General features: G+C 41.8%; 13 protein-coding genes. 6 read left to right on the forward strand and 7 right to left on the reverse strand.

Going from position 1 to position 19,866, the window contains the following annotated elements:
- Window positions 1–219 precede the first annotated feature (219 nt).
- The 4 genes from ACRD64_RS21095 to ACRD64_RS21110 all read right to left on the reverse strand — a co-directional run bounded on the left by ACRD64_RS21095 (window position 220) and on the right by ACRD64_RS21110 (window position 7,399).
- Window positions 220–4,569 carry an acyl-CoA dehydratase activase gene (locus ACRD64_RS21095; RefSeq protein ID WP_430935791.1) on the reverse strand — a complete coding sequence of 1,450 codons (4,350 nt, stop codon included), beginning with the start codon at window positions 4,567–4,569 and terminating at the stop codon, window positions 220–222.
- A 211-nt stretch (window positions 4,570–4,780) separates the two neighbouring features.
- Window positions 4,781–5,191 carry a hypothetical protein gene (locus ACRD64_RS21100; RefSeq protein WP_430935793.1) on the reverse strand — a complete coding sequence of 137 codons (411 nt, stop codon included), beginning with the start codon at window positions 5,189–5,191 and terminating at the stop codon, window positions 4,781–4,783.
- A 44-nt stretch (window positions 5,192–5,235) separates the two neighbouring features.
- Window positions 5,236–6,246: a hypothetical protein gene (locus tag ACRD64_RS21105; RefSeq protein WP_430935795.1), complete on the reverse strand. Its 1,011-nt coding sequence runs from the start codon at window positions 6,244–6,246 to the stop codon at window positions 5,236–5,238.
- A gap of 88 nt (window positions 6,247–6,334) precedes the next feature.
- Window positions 6,335–7,399, reverse strand: coding sequence for a toll/interleukin-1 receptor domain-containing protein (locus tag ACRD64_RS21110; RefSeq protein ID WP_430935797.1), 1,065 nt, complete (start codon window positions 7,397–7,399; stop codon window positions 6,335–6,337).
- A 521-nt stretch (window positions 7,400–7,920) separates the two neighbouring features.
- Between ACRD64_RS21110 and ACRD64_RS21115 the strand changes: the two genes are divergently transcribed.
- Window positions 7,921–8,637 (forward strand): DUF6261 family protein, encoded by a 717-nt coding sequence (locus tag ACRD64_RS21115; RefSeq protein ID WP_430935799.1) that lies wholly within the window; start codon window positions 7,921–7,923, stop codon window positions 8,635–8,637.
- Between the two features lie 156 nt (window positions 8,638–8,793).
- Here the strand turns inward: ACRD64_RS21115 and ACRD64_RS21120 are convergent, their stop codons facing one another.
- Window positions 8,794–9,177 (reverse strand): hypothetical protein, encoded by a 384-nt coding sequence (locus tag ACRD64_RS21120; RefSeq protein WP_430935801.1) that lies wholly within the window; start codon window positions 9,175–9,177, stop codon window positions 8,794–8,796.
- A gap of 863 nt (window positions 9,178–10,040) precedes the next feature.
- Here ACRD64_RS21120 and ACRD64_RS21125 point away from each other — a divergent pair.
- Entirely contained in the window at window positions 10,041–11,477 is a 1,437-nt protein-coding gene (locus tag ACRD64_RS21125) for an MATE family efflux transporter (RefSeq protein ID WP_430935803.1), read from the forward strand.
- A 771-nt stretch (window positions 11,478–12,248) separates the two neighbouring features.
- Here ACRD64_RS21125 and ACRD64_RS21130 read toward each other — a convergent pair.
- Window positions 12,249–13,118 (reverse strand): DMT family transporter, encoded by an 870-nt coding sequence (locus tag ACRD64_RS21130; protein WP_430935805.1) that lies wholly within the window; start codon window positions 13,116–13,118, stop codon window positions 12,249–12,251.
- 145 nt (window positions 13,119–13,263) lie between these two features.
- On the opposite strand from ACRD64_RS21130, the gene ACRD64_RS21135 reads away from it, so the two are divergent.
- A complete protein-coding gene (locus tag ACRD64_RS21135) occupies window positions 13,264–14,082 on the forward strand; it encodes a prohibitin family protein (RefSeq protein WP_430935807.1) in 819 nt (272 codons plus the stop codon).
- A 155-nt stretch (window positions 14,083–14,237) separates the two neighbouring features.
- On the opposite strand, the gene ACRD64_RS21140 is transcribed toward ACRD64_RS21135, so the two are convergent.
- Window positions 14,238–15,245, reverse strand: a complete 1,008-nt coding sequence (locus ACRD64_RS21140; RefSeq protein WP_430935809.1) for a DUF4097 family beta strand repeat-containing protein — start codon at window positions 15,243–15,245, stop codon at window positions 14,238–14,240.
- A gap of 332 nt (window positions 15,246–15,577) precedes the next feature.
- On the opposite strand from ACRD64_RS21140, the gene ACRD64_RS21145 reads away from it, so the two are divergent.
- The 3 genes from ACRD64_RS21145 (at window position 15,578) to ACRD64_RS21155 (ending at window position 19,621) form a co-directional block, all read left to right on the forward strand.
- Complete coding sequence (locus ACRD64_RS21145; RefSeq protein WP_430935811.1) at window positions 15,578–16,519, forward strand: glycosyltransferase; 942 nt, start codon at window positions 15,578–15,580, stop codon at window positions 16,517–16,519.
- 3 nt (window positions 16,520–16,522) lie between these two features.
- Window positions 16,523–18,190 (forward strand): hypothetical protein, encoded by a 1,668-nt coding sequence (locus ACRD64_RS21150; protein WP_430935813.1) that lies wholly within the window; start codon window positions 16,523–16,525, stop codon window positions 18,188–18,190.
- A gap of 141 nt (window positions 18,191–18,331) precedes the next feature.
- Complete coding sequence (locus tag ACRD64_RS21155) at window positions 18,332–19,621, forward strand: nucleotide sugar dehydrogenase (protein WP_430935815.1); 1,290 nt, start codon at window positions 18,332–18,334, stop codon at window positions 19,619–19,621.
- The last annotated feature ends 245 nt before the right edge of the window (window positions 19,622–19,866 follow it).

Genomic DNA, 19,866 nt, shown 5'->3' on the forward strand with positions numbered 1-19,866 from the left:
ACAAGGCATTACTGAAACGAGGCATCACTTGTCCCGATTACTTTCGGGAGCATCGTTCCGGTGAGTTGAAGTGAGGCAACGAAGTGTCTTGTTTTAAAGTAATTTCAATGGGTAATAGAATTTCTAATGCATATTGCGGGTTGAAATCCTGTTACGCAATCCAACCCCTTCAACACCTGGTGTTTCTCTAACCTTCCGCTCCCCATGTAAAGCAGATCGCTAAGCTTTTTTCTGCCGATACTTTAAATATGGAATCACATCTTCGTTCTTCTTCCCCGACGTTCCGTCATATTCAATTGTCACAACCGACACACCCGTTAACTCTTCAATTCTTGATGACATAGCTTCTGTAATCAGAGACGGGCAACAATAGGAGGGATTCGTTTGCACCAATAAATCCAGATCGGGGTATTGTTTAATCAGTCGCTGGATTTTAAGGATGTTTTCGAAGGATTCGCCCCGTTGCATGATGTTCAACCCAAACTGATTTAACCATTCGTCTGTTTCTTGGGGCGTGATAACTACTTCCTCACCATTAAACCAACGAAAGTATTTTTTATATTTTTCCTCCACCAGAGGTATCAACGATTTCAGAAACTTAATTTTCACATAATTAAGATAACGCCCGTCCATAAAGCTTCTTTCCAATTGTGGATCCACCACTATTTTCATGTACTCACTAAACGGAGTCGTAATCACCTCACCACCGTTCTCTTCAATCGTTTTTATAAGATCCTGGTTCATATAATCATTGTCCCGCACATACAGATCGCCGAAAATGGCTACTTTCGGCCGCTTTTCCATGACCGTTTCAACCGCTGCCAAATCATTCATAATTTCCCTGAGGACTTGTTCCTCCGGTTTTGAATTCCTAAAGGCTGTTTTAAGCTTTAACAACACTTCCTGTAATACCTTATCCGTGCTTCCTTTAACTTTTTCATAGGGACGGATACTGCAGCCAATCCTGCGAATATATCCACCAAACATATAGGCCAGATAAGCATTTATAGCAGTAGGTAAAGAAAAATCGTAGAATACAACATCACCAACATAAACGGAAGCCTCCTCCAAACCTTTACCGTAATCGTTCAGTATCTTATGCATATAAAGAGGGAACATGTTAAGGTTGCAGGAGAGATTCGACTTCATGATCCATACCGCCGTATCGGAAGGATTGAGCCGGTTCAGTTCCATATAATCAATGGCATTTTGCACTATTATATTCAAAGGCAGACACTGTCCGGTATTAAAGCTAAGACTGCGTCGTATCGAATCATCCCGGTTATCTACCAGGCGCGCATCAATACCACTGTTTTGAAGCACCGCTTCCAACAGCGGCCCTACATATTGGTCCCACGATGGCAGTAACAGTGTTTTATTCTTAATGTTTTTCATCCCGGATAATACTGACCCGGATAACAGGTTTTCCTGGTTTTCAATTTGCTGTATGAAGCTGCTGAAATATTTAAAATCAATGGAATGGGATTTAAGAATATTTGAAGCATCACGAACAAGTGATTTGATGATTGTTTGCCATTCCTGATTTGATGCCATACGCTCCCTGAAAGATGGCTCTATCAATGTTTTAGGTTCCTTTTTTGACAAAAGCCTGTTGCGGTGATTCCGAAACGCCAGAACACCGGCTTCAATTCGTGTCTCATAACCTACGGTGGAATCATGTTCGTCCAGTTGCAAAATTAAATATGGTTTTCCGTAGGTTTCGAGGATATCTTTGAAGTATTCAATAACGAAAGAGTCGGGTGTGCATTTAAATGAAGTAATCAGCACCGGATAACAGTTTTCTGTTGTGGCAACCACTTCAGCTGCATCAAGGATTTTCGAGGCAAATTTCCATTTTATTGTTTTCAGCAATTCTTCTATTTTAGAAATTTCGGATGGCCGGGAGGGCAGCATATCCATGTAAAAAGCCTTAACGCCTATTTGCTCAATAATCTCAGGAATATTATTGTTCATCGCAGTGGATAAAACAGTATAAGGCCGGCCTAGTAACATGATGTGAATGTCATCATTAGCCTCCGTTTCTTTTTGATACAAACTACTCCATTGCTTATTTAGTGCTTGAATATGCTTTTTTGCTTTTTCATAGGCCTGGCTAATATGAATGAATCCTATATCATTTAATCCTATCGATTTTAACATGCGGTAAAGTTCCAGCCGGGTATGAAGTTCACTATGTGAGCTTTTCAATAATGGGGTAAGTATCTTTTTACGGGAATTAAATGTAGATTGTGCCGTAATAACGGAGGATACAAACTGTGTGTAATAACAGTACTGCCCGTTCATGTTAGAACCCCTGGTATCTTTTAAATAAACAGGAAGGAAGATATAATCGGCTCTTTTCTCAAGGTAATCTACATGCCCATACATTGCCGTCATTGGGGCGCAAAACTCGGCACCGCAAAAATTTTTCCCATCTTTAACCGGCGTATGGTAGTTTACACTTGTGACCGTTTTAAAGGATAACAGGTCGAAAAAAAATTGCCAGAACAGAACTTCATCGTGCAGGTGCAAGCCGGCAGGAATTCCTATGATCGGCGAATCCTTGTTTGACGTGGCCTTGAATCTGAACAGCTCCTTTCGTTTACGCATTAACTGAAAATGAGATGATTTATTGCTCACATATTTTTTTACATTATAATCTCTGCCACATAAAAAACCATATGCTTCCACCTGACCATCTATTTCAGCAACTTTAAGTTTACAATGATTCGTGCATAAATCACAGACCTCCGATCGGGTTGGGATTGATTTCTTATACAGGTCAAGTCCCCTGAATTTTGTGGTTCCGATATTTGCATCGCGTATTTCGAGCGCTACACCTAAAGCGCCGGTTAAATGACAATACTTTGAAACCATGATAGGCTTGTTAAGCTTTTGTTCAAAAGCAGCAACCAGTGCTTTGTTTTTTGCGGTTGCTCCCTGAAAAAAAATTTTGTCCCCAATATGACTTTTCCCCACTACTTTAGCCAGATAATTCTCGCGGGTTGAATGCAAAACAGCAGCCAGGATTTCATCCGGCTTATAGCCATCCATTAAATAATGGTTGATATCGCGTTCCATAAATACGGTGCACCTGTCGCTAGCCAGCGGGGAACGCACTTTTTCAGCCCGGCCGGAATAGTCATTCAAAGGACATCCGAGTTTTTTGGCTTGTTCCTCAATAAAGCTGCCGGTACCGGCGGCACATACATTATTCATGGCCGAAAAAGTGATCATGCCATCATGCAGAATGGTAAACTTTGAGTCCTGTCCGCCAATCTCGATAATGGTATCTATTTCGGAATCCAATTCAACGGCAGCCCTGGCATGCGCCGTTATTTCATTGAGTATAATATCGGCGCCGATGATTCTTCCGATAAATTTCCTTCCGGATCCGGTAGTACCGGTACCTGCTACATGAAAATGAAGTTTCTTCCTTTCCTTAAAATTACAAATTGATTCCAGAATAACCTGCACAGCTTTTAACGGCTGACCGGAAGTACGGGTGTAAAATCCTGCAATAACCTCTTTTTTACGATCAATGATTACTGCCTTGCTACTGGTTGAACCAATATCTATACCCATATAAATACTACCTAAGCTACTGTTCCTCGTTTTTACATAAACATCCACCTCAACAACCTGAAAGCCGGGATAGCTAACCGACTTGAATGTATATGTTTCATGTGATTTAAAATCCGGATAATCAGACTGCTTCAATTGCAGCGGAGGATAAAAATATTTTTTCGCTTGTATGGGGGGCAGGATAATATCCTCAACGGAATTATAGGAAATGTGCTTTTTTTTATCCTTTCTGCATTCCATGGCCGCCCCTAATGCACCATACACGTGTGCATATTTATCCACTGAAATTTTGAGATTGGTTATTTGCCCCAAATGCCTGATTACCGCCTTATTTAATGCCACACCTCCCGAAGCAACCACAGAAGAAAAAGTATTTTTCTGAAAAACAGTGTTTGCCATATTTTTTGCCAGGCCATAGGATAATCCGTCACATATTTCACTTAACGAGTAGCCTTCTTGCTGGGCATGGATAAGGTCGGTTTTAGCAAATACGGCACATCGGGATGCAATTTTCGGTATGCTACCCGTGTTTTCATAAGCCATCTTACTGAATTCCTGTATGTTTTTCAAATGGAGACGTTCGGCCTGTTGATCCAGAAAATTCCCGGTGCCGGCCGCGCATGAAGAATTTGATTTGTAGTGGTGGTATTCATTTTCTTTATCAAAGGTAATAAGTCCGAATTTCTCCGCCCCTATGATTAACAGCGAGCGGAGTGTAGGGTGGAAATGTTTTGCCGCATTGATATATGCGCCTCTCGTGTCGACCAATGTTCCGTCCCGGATTACATTTGGGGTTGAGGATGTATACCCGATCCCCTTGATTTCCTCTATTTTAATATTTTTCAGTAATGATTCCAGGCTTGAAACGATTTGCCCCTTGTGAAAGGTATAACGCGTACTTATAATCCTGTCTTGCTCATCAATTATGGCAGTGCTAACCGCAACCGAACCGACATCAATCCCAAGGTAATACGTGTTCTTCACAATTTCCTCCCTCCAAATTATCAGTGGTCATATAATGAGAATGACAATCTATATTTCCAATGAACGCTAAAACTTTAGTAATTTATCTAAAAGGTACGGCTTTTAAACCTTAATAAGTGCTTTTGCGCCTATAATTTCAATTTTAAAATCATTGGTATTGCAAATGACTTTTCTGAAAAAAATGAAAAGCTGATCCTTGTTTGCATCCACCTCAAAATCCCAATATCAAATCTCCCTCCGACGAGGTCAATTCTATTCTCACAATTGTATGGTCAGTATCACTGACAGGTATCATTTTTCCGGTATACCGAACACTACCGTTTGGCCTTACAATGGTAAACTCAATGTCAAGTCCATCAAAACTTCCGCTTAAGTCATTGCCATTTCTGTCGGGATCGGTCTGGTGGAATTCCGCACCATTAAAAACCCCCGACGCCACACCTTTGTTATCCTCATCAGGCTGCAGGTCGATCTCATAATTCTCGTCACCCACCACCGGCCAGGTAGCTGCAAAAGCCGGGATAAAAACGGTAGCAATGACTGTTTCTGAACCACAGGCCATGATTACACATGCCAGGAGTATTAAAGTCGATTTTTTAATTACATCAATAGTTTTCATCATCACGTTTTTTCAAGTTTATATTTTTCCAATAGTCATACCAGGTATCACATTTCCCTTTTAAGGTCGTCCAGAAAGAAATTTATCCTTGTTTTTATTTCTATCGTTTCTTCCTGCAGGTCATCCACCATATCATCCACGTTTTCCATAATCTTCTTCTTCATTCTTTCCTTCTCCTTTTTTTTCAACGCACGCTCCCGGTAATTCCAGATATCCTCCCTCACCTTATTCAGCGGCAAAATTTCCGTTACGTGTATATTGTCCATTATTTCGGAATAGATGCTTTCAAAGCGCCTTGCGTAAGGTGGGCCCCAGACACTTTCAAAATCCGTCAGGTATTTACCCCTGTTGCTATCCAGGTTTCTCCATAAATCGTTGTAATTATATACGGTCTGTTCAAGTTCCTTATAATACTTCTCATCCTTGAAAGCAAAATCGGCAATACTTCCAAAGGCGATGCTAACATCTTTTATACTGGCCAAATAGGATCTGAGCAGCGACGAAACATGGTCGTATTGTTTTTTCCGGGCCGCCAGCACTTCGCCGGCGTACAAATCTCCCAATAACTTCCGCATAAAAACCTTGCTCAGTTCAATATCATCAATTTTAGCTTTGTCAATAAGGATGTCGCCCTGTTTCAGTATGTTTCCGTTTAAATGTTGAAACGTTACCTTAACCTGATATTTCCCGCTCTCGTCATGGTATATTAATTCGCCAAAAAAAACAGCGTCAGCCTTGTTGGCCTTTAGGCTATCCCGGGAATTAGGTGACAATTTGCGAATGTCGGATATGTTGTTTTCCATATCCTGGTGAGCCATGATCCTGTCGTAACGCCTGCGTTCGAGTACCGTAAACCTGTTTAATTTGATCAATTCGGTTTCAAAGTCGTTCCGGTACACCGTTGCGTATTTGCCAAGGTGCGCATGGCTCACACCAAAATCCCACACGTACACATGTGTTGGTTCATATCCCTGGGCATTAACATTGGCCATCGGCTCCAGAATACCTGTTAGGGGAAATAGCATTAAGCTAACCCATATTTGCCATTTGTTTCTCATGCGTTTCAAGAATTGGTATTAAAATTTCGAATGGGCCTTTTACACCCTGCACAGTGCCTTCTTTTGGCAAAACAAAGGAGGTAAAGTACTATTCGCACAGCATGGCTAACCGCAGCGAGTCTTTTGTAATCTGCTGATCCAAAACACAGCGTTGGGCGCCGTTATTAATTTCGAAATGATGACTGCCGGTTTTTCCCTGCACGCGCACCGTTATGGATATTAGACTTCTATCCACCACTTCGGCAAGCCGGTTGTCGACATACACATCCTGTTTTGCCATAAAGGAAGGAACCACCAAAATAACATCATAGGTTGGGTTCGGTATAGTCTGTTTATTCTTGTGTTTAACCGGTTCGCCCATTTGCATAGATGTGGAATCCGATAAACCCCGAACCGGTTCATGCTGTTCCTGTTTTGGCTCCGGTATGTTTACCGACTCTTCCTTTACACCTTGATTTGGCACATTACTCCTGTTAAAAAATTGTATCGCAAATACCAGGGCCAATACACCCACAAAAATATATATGCTTTGTCCAAGTATTTTTTTAACCCTACCTCCTCCGTGTATAGTACCAAAGTCATCTTTTATTTTAGCATTTACCGCTTCGTACAGCTGTTTGAAATCGGTACGAATGTGCTGATCCGCATGGAGCATATTAATATCCTTGAGGATATGGGTAAGCTGCCCTATGTTATTCCTTATCTCGGCATACAGGTTAAGGTCGTCCGCTACGCCCTGAATATTGCCCAGGCTTTTCAATTCCCTGGTCTTACGGTCCAGGTTTTCCACCTCGTTTTCCCAATACTTCATCAGGTCCAGCCTATCGGTTGCCCTGGCAATCTTTACCCCGTCCAGAACGATGGGGAAAATGCGTTCGTACAGGTGCTGGTTTTTGAAAATTTGAATCAGCTCGTACATACAGTTCTCCGACCGCAAATATTTGTTGCTAACGACCACGATTACATATTGCCCGCTTCCAATATCTTTCATAAATTCGCTGATCCTCCCTTTATATTTCAGGTCCTTCTTATCCCTGATAACATGCAGGCCCCTTCCTTCAAACTCTTTTTCAATATTCTCTGCGACGGTCTCGCTCTCGGCGTTCCAGGCGTATGATATATATATTTTCGGTTTAGTAACAGTGTCCTGCATAATGTTGAAATCTTATTAGAATACATGTTTTGCGAATAAAAGTATATTGCTGTCCTAATAATCAAACAGCCATACAATTATTTGGTTCTGTGGGAGAGATGGTTATTGTGCTGTACACAACATGTTACTATTCTAAAAATTCTGTGTGGATGGATGATGATCCGAAGATGAAGCCTTGATTTTTAACCGTCGGTCCCCCTGATATAAAATGGCGCTGTGGTTAAACACCCAAACCCTCACCCATCAAAAAAGGGAGCCGTGGTTAAATAACCAAAGCCTCCCCAAGCAAAAAAGGAAGCCGTGGTTAAACAACCAAAGCCTCCCCAAGCAAAAAAGGAAGCCATGGTTAAACAACCACGGCCTATACCATTGGGGTTTGGCCACGGAATGCTTTAGCCCAAACTCATAGCTTAATTGATGTTATAAGAAAATTTCAATTTACTTGACATTAATTATGTTTCTCGTTATATTGAATGTATTATTTTAAAAATCTATATTTCTAACCCTTTAAAATTTTTGCTATGATAGACAGAATCATGACGCAAACACGTATTACAGAGATCGACACTGTTACTTCCCAAATTCTTGCTGCCTACCAAAGTTCTTCTCCTTATGGCGACTCCAACCTTTCAGGTATCATTACCAGTATCCAGCCTCTTTCGGCAAATCTTAACCAAGCCATTAACCGTATTAAAAGCGAGTCGGAACTGGAAGAAAAGGACGAAGACCGGGATAACTCAGTACGGTCTTTTTATTATTTGATCCTTGGGTTTACCCACCACCCGGATGAAAACATTACCAACGCGGCGCAAAAAATCATGTCTGTTATCGACAATTACGGACTGCAAATAGTGAACGAAAGCTATGCCACCGAGAGTTCTTTAGTTAACTCCTTACTTACCGAACTGGCGAAACCTGAATTGCAAGAGCCTATTGCACTTGTTTCAGGTGCTGCGGAAAGCATTGCGGCCTTGCGGAATGCGCAGAACGACTTTGAAACCAGCCACCTGTCTTTTGAGCAAAAAAAAGCACAGGAAGGCACCTATGCCAATGCCACATCCATAAAAAACAAGATTCTCAAACTTATAAATGGCAAATTGGTGATTTACCTAAAAGCGATGGCCATAGTCAACGAAGACACCTATGGCAGCTTTACCCGTACGGTTGCCCAACTAATTGCCGCCAACAACGAAAACGTAAGAAGAAGAACGAAGAAAACAACACAGGAAATTGAATAAGCTGAAGGGCTTTTTTCATACTTTGAATTTGTTAGGTTAGTAAAGCCCCGGATTGGTCACCCGGGGCTTTTTTATATTTCTTGGGTTTATCTTCTGTTGTATTTACATGAGATCTGCGTTAACGAATCGGTATTATTACATCCTAAAAATACTGCATTAGAAACGCAGCCTAATGGTCAGGGTTGGAGATGTCACTATTTTATTCGCCGGGAAGTTATGATAATGATTCAAGCCTAACGAGGTTGACATACTGAAGGCTTTTCGTTTGTTTCGACCAGCTGCCACAAACAAGGGAATACTGCCCAAAACGGAAGCAGCACCTCCGATAGCAAAAAACGGCAGAACATCTAAAGAAACCTGCCCTGGCGAAACATAAGCAATCATGGAAGCTCCGGCACCCACCAGTATCCAAGCGGTAACTTTTTGACCTCTACTCTTTCGCAAGTAATCCTGTTTAGTCGGGGATTGGAGGGTGGGTGTTTGGGCCACAAGTGTAAATGAGCCAATTAACAACAGAAAACATACGAATAACTTCTTCATGACCAATGATTTAACATTTAACAATTAGCGTCTCCCCACACAAACGGAAACCACATTACTTCACGATCCTGCCTTTCGATATCATTTCACTTTGCAACTTTCGATACTACTCGATAAATCAAACCTATAAGATGTTCATATATGCGTTATGATATTCAAAGGCATACCATTAAATGTAAGACTAAAAGCTCTATGAATCAAGGACGCAACCCCAACAAAAAGCCGAATAAGTCGGCTCTATAGCTCTGGTGTACCTTGAAGTTCAGTTGGATTAAAGCCCAGAGTAGCTTACTTGTTTTTTATGTTTCTTTTCCAAAGTTTCAAGCTTGGATAAGGTTTAACCCGCAATATGCATTAGAAAATCTATTACACATTGAAATTGTTTTAAAACAAGACACTCCGCTGCTTCACTTCAACTCACCATAACGATGCTATGCCTCTTTTCAGTAAAGCCTTGTTTTATTGCACTTTCAATGTTCACGACGAAGTTCTAATGCATAATCCGGGTTTAAATACCCTGGTGGATCAAACCATGACGTTTAATAAAATTTCTCCTTTACCTTATTGTCCTTATGAAGACCCCCAAACACATATCGCCCGTCGTTTATTTTACCTCCTGGGGAAACGAGCATCCCTGCAACGGCGTGAAAATCTCCGGTTAAGATTTTATTTGTTTCAAAAAACAAAGTGCCTATCGCATCGCCATCATGTTTTTGCAGACCATTTATGCACACTTAAAAATTAGATCCTAGGTCATTATTTAAGAAACACCATGGCGGGGATTGACTGTACTCCACATTATCTTTTCGCTATGGCTAAACAAGCCAGCCTATCCCGATGTTTCACATGAGAACGACATAGAAATGAAGGAACAAAATATTAGGCAACAACAAAAACTTAGTGTACCGAAAAAAATAGTTTCGCTGGGCCAAAACGTGTGGCAGGCCTTGATGGGGACTTCCTTTGACTACACAGAAATTAAACTAAGCAAGGCCATCTTTTTGCTGGCCATACCCATGGTGCTCGAAATGGTGATGGAATCCATCTTTGCCATTGTCGACATTTACTTTGTGTCCAAGCTGGGTGCCGATGCGGTTGCGGCGGTAGGCATCACCGAATCGGTCATTACCATTGTCTATTCTATCGCCTTTGGCTTAAGCATGGCCACCACCGCACTTGTTTCCCGAAGGATTGGAGAAAAGCGTTCCGAAAAGGCAGCGCATATTGCCTGGCAATCCATTATCACCGGAATCATAATATCTGCCGCGATAGCCATTCCAGGCTTGTTATTCGCCAGGCAAATATTGGGGTTGATGGGAGCGTCCGATATGTTGATTGAACAATTCAGCGGTTACCCAACCATTATGCTGGGCGGTAATGTGGTCATCATGCTTATTTTCATTAACAATGCCATATTCAGGGGCGCTGGAGATGCCGCCATCTCCTTGCGGGTGCTGGTCATTGCCAATGGGTTAAATATTATTCTTGATCCCATGTTAATATTAGGGCTGGGGCCGTTCCCAAAATTAGGCATCGAAGGTGCCGCCTGGGCCACCAATATAGGCCGTGGTGTAGCCGTGCTATACCAGTTTTACATCCTGTTTAAAGGTTCGGCCAGGGTAATGCTGATCCCGGATAAGCTGCGATTGGACCGGCAAAAAATAGCCCAGGTATTGAACATTGCTTCGGGCGGTATATTCCAGTCGCTCATAGCCACCTCCAGCTGGATCGGTTTGGTGCGTATTGTTTCATCCTTTGGCAGCGAGGCCGTGGCTGGTTACACCATAGCCATACGTATCATTATATTTGTTTTGCTCCCATCCTGGGGACTGAGCAATGCCGCCTCCACCCTGGTGGGACAAAACCTGGGCGCGCAGCGACCGGACAGGGCCGAAAGGTCGGTTTGGTTTACCGCCCGTGCCAATATGATATTTTTGGGAATATTGAGCATCGTATTTATTTGGGCCCCTACCTTTTTTATCGAACTATTTACACAAGAAGAGGCCGTAGTTACAATTGGGGCCGAATGCCTCAGGATAGTAAGCTTTGGTTTTATATTTTACGGTTTGGGAATGGTTTTGGTGCAATCGTTTAATGGGGCCGGTGACACCAGAACGCCAACGCGCATAAATGTGGTAGCGTTTTGGATGATTGAAATTCCTGTGGCTTACGTCCTGGCCATGCATACCTCAATGGGTTACAAAGGTGCTTTTTTCGCCATCATCATTGCCGAAGCCATCATGACATCTATCTCCTATTTTTTGTTTAAAAAGGGAAGGTGGAAGAAAACGGAGGTTTGATAGCCCGTGGGTGTTGGCTGATAGTAGGTGGCTACTGGCATCAAGCAAAACAGGCTCTGCCCTCAAGCCCTGATGCTTGGGGGAAGTACTGCACCGCAGGGACAGGGATGGGGGTTACTACGTCACGTAAGCGGAACCTAGTTATTCTCCAGTAAGCTCCCGTCGAAATTAAACTTCAGGTGACGGGATTTCGTTTCTCCCCAAATGACTATTTACCAATTCCTTAACTTTAAGGTGAAGTTGAATTAATACCGGACACCTACTTTTACATCGGAAAACAAAAGGTTTTTGCCGGATAAAGGTAAGTTGTCTCGTTGGAAAGGCAACAGTTTATCGAGGTAGGAACTTTTTTTATGCCCTTTTTTTATCTGCTGAACTTTAAAGACAAGGCGCTTAAGTTGTAACACAGAGAATTATTTTCACTATCATCTCTACAAAAGATTTATAGACAGTTATCCAGTGGATCAATTCATCACCGCACCTTTCAACAAAGAAGCACTGGGTGCACAGAGGATCTTAACTGCGTCAAAATCGGTGAATATCCTGACGGCTCGCATATCTCTTGTCGTACAGAACAATACTCACGACAGTCAACAACATGTTTTAGCGCAGCCAAAACATCTCCGCGACCTCTGCGGTTACTCAAAAGGTATGGTGATACAACAGCCAACTTACCGGACTCAACTTTACAGGCGCAACCTGGATATACCACATTTATCCTCTGCGGTAAAATTCTTTTCCCTGTTAAACCCGCAATATGCATTAGAAAACCTACCAGGGCTTAAAGAATTTAAACTTTAGCCCTTTAGTCGCGATCACGCCTACACAGGCCAACACCACTAAAACGGCACCTGTGAGTTCCTTTATGCTCAAGACCTCTTCAAAGAAAAAGTACCCAATAATTATATTCAAAACCGGCACCATCATATGCATGGACGAGCCTCGGGAAACCGGAACATATTTATACCCTTCGGTCATGACCAACTGACCAATGGCGGATATGACCCCTAGCGCGATCAAGATATAACCCACAGATAAATCGCCATGATGGCTGGAGATATTGGCCGGAAACAAAAACAGCCAGAAACCCACAATACTTTGCGCAAAAAAGATGGCATAAGAAGAGTCCGTGTCATGCAATTTCTTCACCAATATAACAGATATGGCAGATAACAAAGCGCCTCCCATTGCAATCAGCTCGAATACCGTAATTTGGGTAATATCCACGCCCTCCTTCACCGAAAGCATAAAAATCCCGGCAAAGGCCATCAGAACAAACAGCCACTGCACCAACCGCACTTTTTCCTTAAAAACAATCACACTTAACAAAGTCGCAAATACCGGGTACGAATACACATAAACGGTTGCCTTACCAACCCCCAGGTTAACGATGGAATAATACATCATAAAAACCGCCAAGCCCCCGGTAAAACCTCGCAACAATAAAAAAGGACTGTTTATAAAATTCAGCTTTATCTTTTTTGTCATGGCAAGCATCCCCAAAATCCCCACTCCTACGGCAAATCGTGTAAACGTAGTGATGGTTGAATTTACTTGCGGAATCATCTTTACCAGTATAGACATGATAGCAAAAGAGATAACCGAAGCCAAAATCAATAAATATCCTTTAAGCTGTTGCATAATTGAGTTTTACTTGCGAAACAAATATAGTTAAATTACCGATTCCCATCAGTAAGTTGATGACTTCAGCATAGAGCTTAATTTTATTTCGTAGATTTGATAATTAATTGTTTAATCGCAATACGAAAACTTAAAAACAAGAAATATGAATAGTAAAGTATCACCTATTATCATAGGCTTGCTCTTAGGAGCCATAGTTCTATTAGTTATTTTTGGAAGCAGAATGTTTCATATTATTCAACCTGGCGAGCGTGCCGTTATTTTTAAGCCGTACACCGTAGGTTTGGATGTGGACAACATTAAAGTGGCCGGACTCACAGTTATTGCCCCTTGGAACCAGGTTATTGTTTACAAGGTAAAAGAGCAGACCCGCGAGGAAACCATGGATGTTTTAGACAAAAACAGTATGTCGATTAACATGGACATTACCGTTCGTTTTAACCCCATTTATGATAGAATCGGACAGCTGCACCAAAAATTTGGTACGGATTACATCAATGTACTCGTTATTCCGGAGGTACGTTCAGTGGTGCGTAGTATAACCGGACGCTACACCGCCGAAGAGCTGTTTTCCACAAAACGTAAAGAAGTTGAAGACCTAATTGAGCTGGAAACATCGGAAGTACTTAAGAAAAACCACATTGAAATGAGGGCATTACTTATTCGCTCCATTCAATTACCTGCACAGATTAAAGCCGCCATTGAAAACAAGCTGCAGCAGGAGCAGGAAGCTTTGGCCTATCAGTTTAAACTGGACAAAGAACGAAGCGAAGCAGAACGTAGGGAAATTGAGGCACAAGGAATTTCTAATTACAACCGCATTATCAGCGCGAGTTTAACGCCTAACATTCTTAAGCAAAAAGGCATCGACGCCACCTTAAAATTGGCCGAGTCGCCGAACACCAAAGTAGTAGTCATTGGCTCCGGCGAAGATGGCTTACCCATGATTCTAGGGAACAACTAAAAGAACACTGAGGCACGGAATAAGAAAAAACTTTTCCGTGTCTCAGCATTGTTTTTAAAGTCACTTGCCCTGTGTGCACCGTCAGCAGCATGCCTAAAAACAGCATAGCAAAACGATGAACCAGGCTCAACCAAATATTCGTTACCGCGATACGGTTAGTAGTAGGCCTGACTACCGGTGGTGCTGGTTCCAGTAATCAGGATGTCGCCCTTGCCTATCTTCAGCGATTTCTTTTTCGATTTCCCCATGGCTCTTACGTAGGCGTGGCTCGACTTTAGTTCGAAAGCCAGATTTTCTTTCGTATTCATTTGAACTTTTATATTTCCCTCTGTTGAGGCAAAAGACGAAGGTGCGGTGAAAACAACTCTTGTCCCCGTTATATTCCCTGTCGAAGATTGCACGGTGTAAACCCCGCTGGTATTAAACAGTTTCATATCCCCATCGAATGTTTTAACCGATATATTTCCTTTGGCAATAGACAGTTTAGTATCACCACTGGTGGATTTCAAGGTAATGTCACCTTTCACATTTTCCACCTCCAGGTTACCTGTGCCACCGTCAACAAATAGTGTACCCTGTGCATCCGCAATATGAATCGGCCCTTTATGGCATTCAATAGCACAATTCCCATTAAAACCTTTTACGTTCACTGTCCCGGTTTTGGTTTTTGCCTTTAAAACCCCCGAAAAACCCTCAGCTTTAAGATCTCCTGCCGGTGAGGTGACAGTAACGCTTCCTTCTACGGAGCTCAAAAAAACATGACCCGATTTAGACAGAACATGTAAACGAATACCCTTTACGCTTGTCGCCTCAACTTTCCCTGACTGTGTTATGGCTTCAATCACGATACCTTCGGGCAACTTTAAAATTACTTCTCCCCAATGCGATTTCCAATGTTCCGGTTTTGTAACCCTAATATTTAAAGTGTCATCCTGCTGATTAACTTCAAAACCGTAGGCTTCCAGATTCTCCTGAGATATAATTACCCCGTTAAAATTTACTACATCGGAACGGTGCCCAGTTAACTTTAGGGAACAGAAATCGGCATTCACCACCACTTTATGAACCCCCCGGAATACATTTTGTTTTTGGGTCGCTATTTCCTGCGCAAAGCTATAGATGCAAAGCATCGTGCAAAGCATACCCGTTGCAAATTTTCTCATAAGTACCATATATAATATTAATAATGCTGGTTTTATTTAAAATTGGTACGCGATGTGTTTTTTTAAGTTTCAACTTTTACTTTAATTTGTAGTTTAAGTCTTGAGCACAGAAAAGTCCCTAATATTGATATAAAGCATACCTTATTAAAAAAAAACAGAACTTGTAAGATATTATTAAAGATTTGAACCCTGGTGCATGGTTAAAATTTACTTGCAAGTTCCATGCGACCATTAAAATCAAAATTTATAAGGTATGAATCAGCTCAAACTTTCAATAAACCCTTGTTTTATAAGTAAATTAGTTATTTTTACAATTATCTAATTGTTAAGAAGTGGATTTCAGCAAGCTAAAAATTCTATATGTATATAGCAGTCAGGGAATATCGGCCCGAACTCATTTGGTGACCACCCAGGGAAACTCAATAGCAAAAACCGGTGCTACCGTGGAGTATTATGATATACCCGGTGTTGGCATGTGGAATTATATTTCGCACATAGGCAAACTCAGGAAGTTTGCAAAAAAAGGTAATTACGATTTAATCCATGCCCAATTTGGCTATTCGGGTTTTACCGCTTCCTTTGCCGGGATAAAGCCGTTGATCGTTTCATTGATGGGTTCTGATTACAGGCTCGAAAAAACGGCATCCAGAATTACCCGATTATTTGCCAATCTGTTTTGGGATTGTACCATCGTAAAATCTCAGAATATGCTTGACACTTTAAAAATTAAAAATGCCAAGATCATCCCTAACGGAATCAATTTCAAACGATTTAAACCTATCGACAGGGAAATAGCGCGCAGGCAAGCCGGTTTCAGCTCGGCGGCACATGTTTTATGGGTGTCTGATCCCCAAAGAAAAGAAAAGAACTTCTCGTTGGCCAGAGAATCCTTTTCCCACATCGAAACCGATGACGTAGAATTAACCATCGTGAACAATGTGGAGATCGATAAGGTTCCTTCGTATTATTACGCCGCAGATGTTTTGCTTTTGACGTCGAGGTGGGAAGGTTCGCCCAATGTGATTAAAGAAGCCATGGCATGCTCGCTGCCCATCGTCTCAACCGATGTGGGAGACGTTGCCGACATGACCAGGGAAGTGGATGGTTGCTTTATTGTGGAAAGTGATCCGGAAGAAATCGCCAATGCACTGGACACCGCGCTTCACTTTGGCAAAAGAACAAACGGCAGGGACAAGGTGAAACACATGGATGTGGAATTTATTTCGAAACGTCTGTTAGATGTTTATCAGGAAGTTCTGAAAGAACATGTGTAAAAAATGGGAGATATCTCAAGTCATATTAAAACCATGATAATTCGTCCTAAAACCTTATTGTTTTATACCGTACTTTCCTTGTTTTTTTTTCAAGCTCTAAATGGACAAAGCAACCCGTATCACCTGGACAATGAGGCAGTCTATGATTTTATCGACGAACTGGCCAACAAAGGCACCATAAACGTTAACAGTTGCGTAAAACCTTATTCGCGTAAGCAAATCGCTCTTTTTTTGTCGGAAGCCGGAAACAACAACAAACTTACTTCCCGTCAAAAAGAAGAGGTAGGATTTTACCTGAAAGATTTCAACAAAGAGTTATATTCTAACAAAGATTTCAATAAACGATTCGACGTTTTTTATTATAGCGATACAACTTTCAAATTATCGGTCAACGCTATTTTCGGAGGCCGTGGTTATGCCAACTCAAATGGTTTTGAACAACACCGGTGGAATGGTGCGCGTTTTTTTGGTTATGTTGGCCAAAACCTTGCGTTTTACGGTAGTTTGCGGGACAACTACGAAAGCGACACCTTCGGATCGCCGGAATATTTAACGCAACACAGGGGCGCCGTATACAAATTAGGGGCAGATAAAAAAGACTACAGCGAAGCCAGGGGTGGCTTGGTTTATAGCTGGAAAACCGGTAATATAGGAGTCGTAAAGGATCATTTCACCTGGGGAAACAATTACAATGGTTCCAACATTTTTTCCGGGCACACGCCAAGTTTTGCCCATATTAAATTCAACCTGAAACCTGCAACATGGCTTGAGATCAACTATCTGCACGGCTGGTTGGCATCAGAAGTGGTGGACAGCGCTGCCTCGTATAATTTATATAACGACACCCGACGCGTATACTCCAACAAATTTATAGCGGCCAACTTAATCACGGTCCAGCCTTGGAAAAAACTGTACTTCTCCATCGGTAACAGCATTGTATATAGCGATGGCGATGTGAATGCCGCCTATCTTATTCCTTTCCTGTTTTACAAATCGGCAGACCACAGCTATAATGGTTCGCGCAACAGCGCCGGGCATAACACCCAAATGTTTTTCGACATCAGCAGCAGAAACCTGAAGAACACGCACTTGTATGCCAGTATTTTTGTCGATGAAATTTCGGTATCGGACATGTTCAACCAAGAAGAACATTCCAATTTCGTCAGTTTAAAACTTGGTGCCAGGGCGACGGACATACTTCCGGATTTAAGCCTAACCGCAGAATACACCAGAACCAACCCCTTTACCTATACCCATTTTATTCCGTCGTTAACCTACGAAAGCAACAGGTATACTTTGGGACATTATTTAAGAGACAATGCCGATGAAATATTTTTATCGGCACGGTACAAACCCATTCGCGGTCTGGATATTCAGCTGTCGTACACGTATTGCAGGAAGGGCAAGGACAACCAAAAAATACTGGAAGAAAGCGGAGCCATTGAAAACCTGTGGGGGGACGGGCGAACCGGGTATTCATTTATGGAAGATGTTAAATACAAAAAGGGCGCTATTCAACTTAGAGTATTATACCAAATAATAAACGATGCCTATGCGTATGCAGAGGTTGAAAACTATCATATTTCAGGGGAAGACCAAGAACTGTATACTCCTCCACCTTATGTTGGTGACAACAAGATGATTGTTTTTGGACTTAACTTTGGATTCTAACCATAGACATCAACGAATCTTAATTTGTCCATCATATTTTTTCAAAGCTCAGTCAAAGAAAAACGTACATTATTCAAAACCCGTTAGCACAACTAAATTATTAAGACGAAATTAAGACGAAATTTCACAAAACCTTACAGCATGTTAGATAAATTATTAGCCAAAGAGACTAAACTATCCGTTATCGGCCTGGGATATGTAGGCTTACCTATCGCCCTTGAGTTTGCCAGGAATATGAAAGTGGTAGGTTTCGACATCAAACAGGATCGAATCGACCTGATGAGGCAAGGCATCGACCCCAGCAAGGAACTGAACAAAGAAGACTTTGATGGTTGCGATATCGAGTTTACCAACCAAATTGAAGATGTAAAGGAAGCCACGTTTCATGTTGTTGCGGTTCCTACGCCCATAAACGAACATAACCTACCCAACCTGACCCCATTGCTGAGCGCTTCGAGAACAGTAGGAAAAGCGTTAAAAAAAGGAGATATCGTAGTTTTCGAATCAACCGTTTACCCGGGTTGCACCGAAGAAGATTGCGTACCCATCCTGGAACAGGAATCGGGACTGAAATTTGGCACTGACTTTAAAGTGGGATATTCCCCGGAGAGGATCAATCCGGGCGACAAAGAGCATACCTTAACCAAAATACTGAAAATCGTTTCCGGTAGCGATGCCGAATCACTGGATATCATAGCCGAAGTGTACGCATCCATTATAAAAGCAGGCATCCATAAGGCCAGTTCGATAAAAGTAGCTGAGGCCGCAAAAATTATTGAAAACACACAACGCGATGTAAATATTGCTTTGATGAACGAACTCTCGTTAATTTTTGACCGCATGGATATTAATACCTACGAAGTATTGGAGGCGGCTGGCACCAAATGGAATTTCCTGAAATTCTTCCCTGGTTTGGTGGGAGGACACTGTATTGGTGTAGACCCATACTACCTAACTTACAAAGCAAATGCCTTAGGATACCACTCCAAAATTATTGATGGCGGAAGGGTTATCAACGATTCGATGGGTAGCTACGTAGCCGAGACCACCATTAAAAAACTCATTAAAAAAGGACATAACGTAAACGGCGCCAAAATATTAATTATGGGTGCTACCTTTAAGGAAAATGTAAGCGACATCCGTAATTCGAAAGTAGCCGATGTATATAAGGAGCTCGTTTCGTACAGTGCCCATGTTGACGTGGTGGACCCTTACGCCGATTCCCGCGAGTTACTTGAGGAATATGGCTATGCGTTAATCCCGGAAATAACTAAAAAATACGAAGCGGTTATTTTAGCTGTCAACCATAAAGAATATCTTGACCTTGACGAGGATTACTTTAAAAGTATCACCAATCACAATGCTGTCTTTGTAGACATCAAAGGTGTATTCCGTGGAAAAATAAACGAATTGGAATATTGGAGTTTGTAAACGAACCCATTCAAATCATTTAAAGCCTAGTTGTTGACTGGGCTTTTTTTGTACCATAAAGCCACCGAAAGTATACATCCACCCCCCTAAATATGGTTATATAATTTATAGTCCACCTCCTGCACATTAACGCACACACATCACTGTATACCTGAACGTTACATATTTCACCCTCATGTACTTTTCGAACATTACATAAACCCGTTCTACATTTAAGCATAGGTATACCTAATTCTTGGGATTTC

It is taken from the genome of Saccharicrinis sp. 156 (genome assembly GCF_050589685.1).
GTDB lineage: Bacteria > Bacteroidota > Bacteroidia > Bacteroidales > Marinilabiliaceae > Saccharicrinis.